We start from the raw sequence: 4812 nt of genomic DNA, 5'->3' as shown, positions 1-4812 counted from the left end.
TCCTTGAAAACTGAACAAAACAACCAGTATGTCAGGAAAAACATGAACTGTTTTTTCTTTAAGAAACTCAGAAGGTAACACTTCTGAAAAGCTAAGACAATTGATGGAATTGATTGGTGTCGATTCCATTCAAACTTTTTTGGAGAGTTTGATCTTGGCTCAGGACGAACGCTGGCGGCGTGCCTAATACATGCAAGTCGAGCGCGGGAAGCAAGCTGATCTCCTTCGGGAGTGACGCTTGTGGAACGAGCGGCGGACGGGTGAGTAACACGTGGGCAACCTGCCTGTAAGATCGGGATAACTCGCGGAAACGTGAGCTAATACCGGATAATTCTTTTCACTGCCTGGTGAGAAGGTGAAAGGTGGCTTTTAGCTACCACTTACAGATGGGCCCGCGGCGCATTAGCTAGTTGGTGAGGTAATGGCTCACCAAGGCGACGATGCGTAGCCGACCTGAGAGGGTGATCGGCCACACTGGGACTGAGACACGGCCCAGACTCCTACGGGAGGCAGCAGTAGGGAATCTTCCGCAATGGACGAAAGTCTGACGGAGCAACGCCGCGTGAGTGATGAAGGTTTTCGGATCGTAAAACTCTGTTGTCAGGGAAGAACAAGTATCGTTCAAATAGGGCGGTACCTTGACGGTACCTGACCAGAAAGCCCCGGCTAACTACGTGCCAGCAGCCGCGGTAATACGTAGGGGGCAAGCGTTGTCCGGAATTATTGGGCGTAAAGCGCTCGCAGGCGGTCTTTTAAGTCTGATGTGAAAGCCCACGGCTTAACCGTGGAGGGTCATTGGAAACTGGAGGACTTGAGTACAGAAGAGGAGAGTGGAATTCCACGTGTAGCGGTGAAATGCGTAGAGATGTGGAGGAACACCAGTGGCGAAGGCGACTCTCTGGTCTGTAACTGACGCTGAGGAGCGAAAGCGTGGGGAGCGAACAGGATTAGATACCCTGGTAGTCCACGCCGTAAACGATGAGTGCTAGGTGTTAGGGGGTTTCCGCCCCTTAGTGCTGAAGTTAACGCATTAAGCACTCCGCCTGGGGAGTACGGCCGCAAGGCTGAAACTCAAAAGAATTGACGGGGGCCCGCACAAGCGGTGGAGCATGTGGTTTAATTCGAAGCAACGCGAAGAACCTTACCAGGTCTTGACATCCTCTGATGGCGGTAGAGATACCGTGTTCCCTTCGGGGACAGAGTGACAGGTGGTGCATGGTTGTCGTCAGCTCGTGTCGTGAGATGTTGGGTTAAGTCCCGCAACGAGCGCAACCCTTAGGTCTAGTTGCCAGCATTTAGTTGGGCACTCTAGAGTGACTGCCGGTGACAAACCGGAGGAAGGTGGGGACGACGTCAAATCATCATGCCCCTTATGACCTGGGCTACACACGTGCTACAATGGATGGAACAAAGGGCAGCGAAACCGCGAGGTCAAGCAAATCCCATAAAACCATTCTCAGTTCGGATTGCAGGCTGCAACTCGCCTGCATGAAGCCGGAATCGCTAGTAATCGCGGATCAGCATGCCGCGGTGAATACGTTCCCGGGCCTTGTACACACCGCCCGTCACACCACGAGAGTTGGTAACACCCGAAGTCGGTGAGGTAACCTTTTGGAGCCAGCCGCCGAAGGTGGGACCAATGATTGGGGTGAAGTCGTAACAAGGTAGCCGTATCGGAAGGTGCGGCTGGATCACCTCCTTTCTAAGGAAATAAGGAACGCCAGAGATCCTCTCGCAGGATCTCTCGGTAAGGACATACTGTGTTGTTTGGTTCAGTTTTGAGGGATGCGAATCTCTCTTTTTGTACCTTGAAAACTAAATAAGAGTAACAACGACATCAAACCAAAAGCGATTTAAATTTTTAAAATAGCTTATTCATTGTAATTTAGTTAAGTGAATAAGGGCGCACGGTGGATGCCTTGGCACTAGGAGCCGATGAAGGACGGGACTAACACCGATATGTCTCGGGGAGTTGTAAGTAAACGTTGATCCGAGAATTTCCGAATGGGGAAACCCGCTGTTCGTAATGGAACAGTACATCTATCTGAATACATAGGGTAGATGAGGCAGACCCGGGGAACTGAAACATCTCAGTACCCGGAGGAAGAGAAAGCAATTGCGATTTCCCAAGTAGCGGCGAGCGAAACGGAATCAGCCCAAACCAGAAAGCTTGCTTTCTGGGGTTGTAGGACACTCCATTGGAGTTACAAAGAAATTCTTTAGACGAATCGATCTGGAACGATCAGCCGCAGCGGGTAAGAGCCCTGTAGTCGAAAAAGAGTTTCCTCCGGAGTGGATCCTGAGTACGGCGGAACACGAGGAATTCCGTCGGAATCCGGGAGGACCATCTCCCAAGGCTAAATACTTCCTAGTGACCGATAGTGAACCAGTACCGTGAGGGAAAGGTGAAAAGCACCCCGGGAGGGGAGTGAAATAGAACCTGAAACCGTGTGCCTACAAGTAGTCGAAGCCCGTTAATGGGTGACGGCGTACCTTTTGTAGAATGGACCGGCGAGTTACGATTGTATGCGAGGTTAAGTGGAAGACACGGAGCCGCAGCGAAAGCGAGTCTGAAGAGGGCGAATTAGTATGCAGTCGTAGACCCGAAACCGTGTGATCTACCCATGTCCAGGGTGAAGGTCAGGTAACACTGACTGGAGGCCCGAACCCACGTATGTTGAAAAATGCGGGGATGAGGTGTGGGTAGGGGTGAAATGCCAATCGAACACGGAGATAGCTGGTTCTCTCCGAAATAGCTTTAGGGCTAGCCTCAAGGAAAGAGTACTGGAGGTAGAGCACTGATTGGACTAGGGGCCCTCACCGGGTTACCGAATTCAGTCAAACTCCGAATGCCAGCTACTTATCCTTGGGAGTCAGACTATGGGTGATAAGGTTCATAGTCGAAAGGGAAACAGCCCAGACCGCCAGCTAAGGTCCCAAAGTATACGTTAAGTGGAAAAGGATGTGGAGTTGCCCAGACAACCAGGATGTTGGCTTAGAAGCAGCCACCATTTAAAGAGTGCGTAATAGCTCACTGGTCGAGTGACTCTGCGCCGAAAATGTACCGGGGCTAAACGTATCACCGAAGCTGCGGATTGTTCTTCGAACAATGGTAGGAGAGCGTTCTAAGTGCTGTGAAGTCAGACCGTGAGGACTGGTGGAGCGCTTAGAAGTGAGAATGCCGGTATGAGTAGCGAAAAAAGAGTGAGAATCTCTTTCACCGAAAGCCTAAGGTTTCCTGAGGAAGGCTCGTCCTCTCAGGGTTAGTCGGGACCTAAGCCGAGGCCGAAAGGCGTAGGCGATGGACAACAGGTAGATATTCCTGTACCACCTCATGAGCGTTTGAACGATGGGGGGACGCAGAAGGATAAGGAAAGCGCACCGATGGATGTGTGCGCCCAAGCAGTGAGAAAGTCAGATAGGCAAATCCGTCTGGCAATTTCAAGCTGTGATGGGGAGGGAAATTGAGTACCGAAGTTCCTGATTTCACACTGCCAAGAAAATCCTCTAGTGAGTTCATAGGTGCCCGTACCGCAAACCGACACAGGTAGGCGAGGAGAGAATCCTAAGGTGAGCGGGAGAACTCTCGTTAAGGAACTCGGCAAAATGACCCCGTAACTTCGGGAGAAGGGGTGCTTCATTTACATGGAGCCGCAGTGAATAGGCCCAAGCGACTGTTTAGCAAAAACACAGGTCTCTGCGAAGCCGAAAGGCGAAGTATAGGGGCTGACACCTGCCCGGTGCTGGAAGGTTAAGGGGAAGAGTTAGGACCTTTGGTCCGAAGCTTAGAACCGAAGCCCCAGTAAACGGCGGCCGTAACTATAACGGTCCTAAGGTAGCGAAATTCCTTGTCGGGTAAGTTCCGACCCGCACGAAAGGTGCAACGACTTGGGCACTGTCTCAACGAGAGACCCGGTGAAATTATACTATGCGTGAAGATGCGCATTACCCGCGACAGGACGGAAAGACCCCGTGGAGCTTTACTGTAGCCTGATATTGAATGTCTGTGCAGCTTGTACAGGATAGGTGGGAGCCATCGAAGCGTGAGCGCCAGCTTACGTGGAGGCAGCCGTGGGATACCACCCTGGCTGTATGGACATTCTAACCCAGGGCCGTGATCCGGTCCGGAGACAGTGTCAGGCGGGCAGTTTGACTGGGGCGGTCGCCTCCCAAAGAGTAACGGAGGCGCCCAAAGGTTCCCTCAGAATGGTTGGAAATCATTCGCAGAGTGTAAAGGCAGAAGGGAGCTTGACTGCGAGACCTACAAGTCGAGCAGGGACGAAAGTCGGGCTTAGTGATCCGGTGGTTCCGCATGGAAGGGCCATCGCTCAACGGATAAAAGCTACCCCGGGGATAACAGGCTTATCTCCCCCAAGAGTTCACATCGACGGGGAGGTTTGGCACCTCGATGTCGGCTCATCGCATCCTGGGGCTGTAGTCGGTCCCAAGGGTTGGGCTGTTCGCCCATTAAAGCGGTACGCGAGCTGGGTTCAGAACGTCGTGAGACAGTTCGGTCCCTATCCGTCGTGGGCGTTGGAAGTTTGAGAGGAGCTGTCCTTAGTACGAGAGGACCGGGATGGACACACCGCTGGTGTACCAGTTGTTCCGCCAGGAGCATTGCTGGGTAGCTACGTGTGGCAAGGATAAGTGCTGAAAGCATCTAAGCATGAAGCCCCCCTCAAGATGAGACTTCCCATCACTTCGAGTGAGTAAGATCCCTCAGAGACGATGAGGTTGATAGGTCCGAGGTAGAAGCGTGGTGACACGTGAAGCTGACGGATACTAATCGATCGAGGACTTAACTAACTTCTT

The 4812-nt window shown here is 52.2% G+C and carries 2 rRNA genes; both read left to right on the top strand.

The window, feature by feature from the left end:
- Positions 1-136: 136 nt before the first annotated feature.
- A 16S ribosomal RNA gene (locus CIL03_RS19225) occupies positions 137-1702 on the top strand.
- 185 nt (positions 1703-1887) lie between these two features.
- Positions 1888-4806: ribosomal RNA gene (locus CIL03_RS19220) — 23S ribosomal RNA — on the top strand.
- Together the 16S and 23S rRNA genes form the textbook arrangement of a ribosomal RNA operon.
- The last annotated feature ends 6 nt before the right edge of the window (positions 4807-4812 follow it).

The sequence above is a fragment of the Virgibacillus indicus genome (assembly GCF_002266285.1).
In the GTDB taxonomy this organism is placed as follows: domain Bacteria; phylum Bacillota; class Bacilli; order Bacillales; family Amphibacillaceae; genus Virgibacillus_K; species Virgibacillus_K indicus.
This window is presented reverse-complemented; position numbering and strand designations above follow the sequence as displayed.